We start from the raw sequence: 4193 nt of genomic DNA on the forward strand, positions 1-4193 counted from the left end.
CGGGTCTCGGCGTCGAACTTTCGTGGTGCTGCCATGGGTTCCAGTCTTCCTTGCTAGATCGGAACCCTCCGACAGATCCAGGGAGGTTCAGCACATCACCGCCGTCCCTAGAGCCGAACTGAACCTCACGCGGCCCTGGGTCTGCTGCTCGATCCCGTGACAGATCGGGTTAGGCAGCGAGTGCTGCGTATGCCCCTGAGGTCATGATGGTCTCGAACGCGATGGGGGTCAATCGCTTCAGTCGGGCTTGTCTTCGTCGGCGGTGGTAGGTCCGTTCTATCCAGGACACGATGGCGATGCGGAGTGCTTCGCGTGTGGCTCAGCGGCGGGTGTCGAGGACGCTCTTCTGTAACAGGGCGAAGAACGATTCCATGGCCGCGTTGTCGCTATCTGCTCCAACTCGTCCCATCGATCCGACCAGTTGGTGCCGGTTGAGGGCGTGGACGAATTTGCGGGACCGGAACTGGGCAGATTCAATCGGTCGTCGCAACACCTGACGTTTGTAGTGACTGTGAGTGATTCTCGAGAGCATCTGCGGGAGTTCGCCATCCGAGGGTCTTTCGCGGCCGCGGGTTGAGGGTGTACGAGATGGCCGCAAGGTCGCTTGCCGTCCACCGGGACAGGTCGGTGCCCTTGGGGAAGTACTGGCGCAGCCGGCCGTTGGTATTCTCGTTCGAGCCGCGCTGCCACGGTGTGCGCGGGTCGGCGAAGAACACCGGTAGACCGGTAGCGACAGTGAATTGGGCGTGCGCCGACAGCTCCTTGCCGCGGTCCCAGGTCAGCGACCGCAGCAGGTGCTCGGGCAGCTCAGTGATCGTCCTGGCCAGAGCCCGCGACATGCTCTCGGCGCCGTAGCCGGACAACGCCGGCCCGTTCTTTACCCGCGGAGACTGGCCGTACCCTTCTTCGCGGGGCAGGTGCACGAGCATGGTGAACCGGATAGTGCGTTCGACGAGCGTGCCGATCGCGGAGCGGTTGAGCCCGATGATCAGATCGCCCTCCCAGTGCCCGGGCACGGCCCGGTCTTCGGCCTCGGCGGGACGCTCGCTGCGTGTGATGTCCTGCAGGAGCAGGTTGATGCGCTTGAGGGTCTTTCGGTCCTGCTGTTGCCGCCAGAGAGAGTTCTGCCAGGCGATGTCGTCCCAGACCAATAGCACGTCACTCGGCATCGAGCAGGTCGCGCTCCTGGCGGCGGCCGGACTCGAGCCGCTCCATCGCATCGAGAAGCCGTCGGGCATTGGCCGGCGATCGCATCAGGCGGGCGGTCTCGCGCAGGGACTCGTACTCGTCGAGGGAGACCATCACCACCGGCTCGCGACCGGCACGGGTGATGATGACCTCTTCGCGGTCGTTGATGACCCCGTCGAGGACCTCGGCGTAGCGCGCCCGGGACTCGGTGTAGCTCATCGTCTTCATCCCAGTCGCTCCTGTTCGCGAGAGTGCATGGAAGGAAGCGCCAGCGCTCCACCGTGGCCACCCGTGCCCGGTGCTCTGTATTCGGCTACTCGCCGGAGAGCCATTCCGACAGTCTGGGATCGGCTCGACGGGTAGGACGGTAGTCATGTGCGAAGACGGCCGAGACGATGAGGGATACCCGCGGATCCCACCGGAGCGGGTGGTGGCGTTCGGGTTCGAGGACGTCGCAACCGTCGCCGCCGGATGGCCCTCCGTCCGGGCTCGTCTGCGGCAGGTGAACGCCACCGCCGTCACGCTCGCGGTGGGCCGAGCGGACTGGTTGGCGTTTCCCTTCCCGGCCGCGCGCGGATGGGAATCCTCGATCGTCGCCCGGACCGGGCGCGATTTCGTCCGCGAAGCCCTGACGGGGCTGGACGGCCTCGGCGTCACCCTGATCATCGACGCGCTCGCTCCCCGGGCCATCCGTCGCGACCCGAGCCTTGCCGGACGGACGGCTCGGGGCGCCGCCTCCGCGGAGTTCCTCTCCGTCTCCGCCCTCGACGGAGGGTACTTCGGCGCGCACCTGGAGGCCGTCTGCCGCGAGGTCGCGCGCCGGTACCGGCCGGAGAGGATCGGCCTGACGGAACTGATGTTCAACGACGCCACCTTTGGCCGTGGCGATCTGGCGCACTTCACCGCACACACGGGGCGGTCGGGTTTCCCCAGGAGCAAGGACGGGGGGATCGATGTCGACCACCCGGCCATCCACCGGTGGCGCTCGGACTCCCTGGCCCGGCTACTCGGCCGGATCTCCGCGCAGGTCGCGCGATTCGGTGTTCTGGTGGAGACGGATGTCCGCGCCAACTGGAAGAACCCCCACGGTGACCGGGCGGACTCCGGCCACGACTACGCCCTCCTCTTGAAGTCCGTCGACCGCATCGCGGTCTGGAACTACTTCGCCCTGGCGGGCGTGGGCCCCGGCTACGGAGCGGACCTCGCCTCGTCCCTCGGACGTCGCTTCGGCGATCGAGTCGTCATGGCGACCGGACTGTGGAGCACGGGGGGCCGTGTGGTCTCCCCGGGGGACCTGGGCGCGGCTCTCCTCGCGGTGGCGTCCGCCGGGGCGAACGCGGTCTCCGTCATCCCCGCCAGCCTGATGGAGGAGGGCCACTGGGTGGCCCTCGAGGGGGCCTGGGGTGGTCCCCGCCGGCCGGGCCCGGCCGGCGGGGCGGGCGGTTAGGAGAGGCCGCCGAGCAGCTCGGCGGGCAGCAGTCCGGTCAAGGAATCGGTTCCGCTGCCGGTGTCGCTGCCGAGCCCCGGGATCAACGAGCCCAGGCCCAGCGAGCCGAGAAGCGGGACGGCGAGCGATCCCGCGGCGAGCGATCCGAGTGAACCGAGTGCTGAACCCATGGAAATTCCTCCTGTGATCGGGCGTGTGACGTGAGGCTCCGGCGGTCGGCGCTCACGGTGACGAGCCTAACAACGGGAGTCGGTTCCTCGTGGCGTTGTGGCCGCCTCTGACGGTGGGCGCCGCCCTCCCGCCGGGCGCCGTCAGGACGGGTCGAGCCGCGTCACCACCCCTCGGTCGCCGTCCACGCGGACCCGGTCGCCGGTGCGCAGCACCTGGGTGGCCACGAGGGTGTTGACCACGCAGGGCAGGCCGTACTCGCGCGCCACCACGGCGCCGTGGGAGACCGAACTGCCGATGTCGGTGACCAGCGCGCCGATCACGGTGAAATACGGCGTCCAACCCACGTCCGTGACCGGCGCGACCAGGATCTCGCCGCGCCGCACCTCGCGGGCGTCGGTGATGGACCGCGCCACCCGCACGACCCCCTCGACCGAGCCGCGGCCGGCGGGACGGCCGACGATCTGGCTTCCGGAGGCGCCGAGCCGGGGCCGCGAGACGAGGGCGGTCGGGCGCCCCACCGAGACGTCGGGGAACTCCAGCGCCTCCTGGTAAGCCAGCGCCTCGCGCCGCGTCACCGCGCTGCGCACGAGCTTGCCGATGTCGCCGATGTCGCCCGGGCTCGCGACGCGCTCCAGCTCCGCGCGGTCGAGGAAGAACACCAGGTCCGCGTCCGGCAGGCGCCCGGCGGCGGCGAGCACCTCCCCGAGGTGGCGGTACCCGCGCTTGAGCGAGTACGCCATCAGCGCCATCTTGGCCTTGGTCTCCTCGCGGCCGCGGGCGCCGCCCTGCGCCGCCCGGGCGAGCAGCCGGATGGCCAGCGAGGGGGGACCGTCCGGATCCGCCGGTGGGTCCGCCGACGCCGGCGCCGACGCTGACGCCGACGCCGGTGCCCCCGCCGGACCGCGGCCGGCCGGATCGAGCGCCGAGCGCACCATCACCTGCATCATCGCGCCGAGCCCCTCCGGGTCGTCGGCCCAGGACGGGTCGCGCATGCACAGCTCCCGGTAGCCGCGGTGCCCGTGACGGGCGAGGAACCGCCGCAGCGCCACGCCGCCCGCGCTGCCCGAGGCGCGCAGGGCGGTGACCGCCGCGCCGGGGTCGGCGGCGAGGAACTCCCCGGCGGTCGCGGGATCGGAGGCGAGGGAGCGGACCACCGCGTCCAGCTGCTCGACCATGAGCGCGCTCTCCACCTCGGTGGCCCCGGCCAGGAGGCGGGCGGCGTCCGCGCGCCCGTCGTCCTCGCCGCGCCCGTCCTCCACCGCCCGCCGCACGAGCACGCTCTCGAGGACGTTGGCCGCGACCGCCGCGCGCGAGGACGAGCGCACGTGCGTCAGCGTGACATCGCAGTACAGCGCGACGCCCGCCTCCAACTGCTCCAGCACCACCC

The 4193-nt window shown here is 70.7% G+C and carries 4 protein-coding genes and 2 pseudogenes; 1 reads left to right on the forward strand and 5 read right to left on the reverse strand.

All coding sequences use genetic code 11. The features are described from left to right. Nucleotides 1-169 precede the first annotated feature (169 nt). The 3 genes and pseudogenes from Q0444_RS11965 to Q0444_RS11975 all read right to left on the reverse strand — a co-directional run. Nucleotides 170-469, reverse strand: a pseudogene (locus Q0444_RS11965) (IS3 family transposase); the annotation flags it as partial. Nucleotides 470-473: 4 nt separating this feature from the next. Further along, a pseudogene (locus Q0444_RS11970) lies at nt 474-1049 on the reverse strand (IS30 family transposase); the annotation flags it as partial. 109 nt (nt 1050-1158) lie between these two features. Then, nucleotides 1159-1416 (reverse strand): type II toxin-antitoxin system Phd/YefM family antitoxin, encoded by a 258-nt coding sequence (locus tag Q0444_RS11975; RefSeq protein ID WP_299023326.1) that lies wholly within the window; start codon nt 1414-1416, stop codon nt 1159-1161. Nucleotides 1417-1561: 145 nt separating this feature from the next. On the opposite strand from Q0444_RS11975, the gene Q0444_RS11980 reads away from it, so the two are divergent. After that, a complete protein-coding gene (locus tag Q0444_RS11980; protein ID WP_299023327.1) occupies nt 1562-2635 on the forward strand; it encodes a hypothetical protein in 1074 nt (357 codons plus the stop codon). On the opposite strand, the gene Q0444_RS11985 is transcribed toward Q0444_RS11980, so the two are convergent. Continuing rightward, nucleotides 2632-2805: a hypothetical protein gene (locus tag Q0444_RS11985; RefSeq protein ID WP_291082333.1), complete on the reverse strand. Its 174-nt coding sequence runs from the start codon at nt 2803-2805 to the stop codon at nt 2632-2634. The genes Q0444_RS11980 and Q0444_RS11985 overlap by 4 nt on opposite strands. A 141-nt stretch (nt 2806-2946) precedes the next feature. Next, nucleotides 2947-4193: PEP-utilizing enzyme (locus tag Q0444_RS11990; RefSeq protein ID WP_299023328.1), on the reverse strand; the 1247-nt coding region annotated here is incomplete at its 5' end.

The organism is uncultured Dietzia sp. (assembly GCF_937873725.1).
Lineage (GTDB): Bacteria > Actinomycetota > Actinomycetes > Mycobacteriales > Mycobacteriaceae > Dietzia.

Bases quoted from the DNA above. Each gene is read 5' to 3' on its own strand.
- Q0444_RS11975 (WP_299023326.1), bottom strand. From the start codon at position 1,416: ATGAAGACGATGAGCTACACCGAGTCCCGGGCGCGCTACGCCGAGGTC.
- Q0444_RS11980 (WP_299023327.1), top strand. From the start codon at position 1,562: ATGTGCGAAGACGGCCGAGACGATGAGGGATACCCGCGGATCCCACCG.
- Q0444_RS11985 (WP_291082333.1), bottom strand. From the start codon at position 2,805: ATGGGTTCAGCACTCGGTTCACTCGGATCGCTCGCCGCGGGATCGCTC.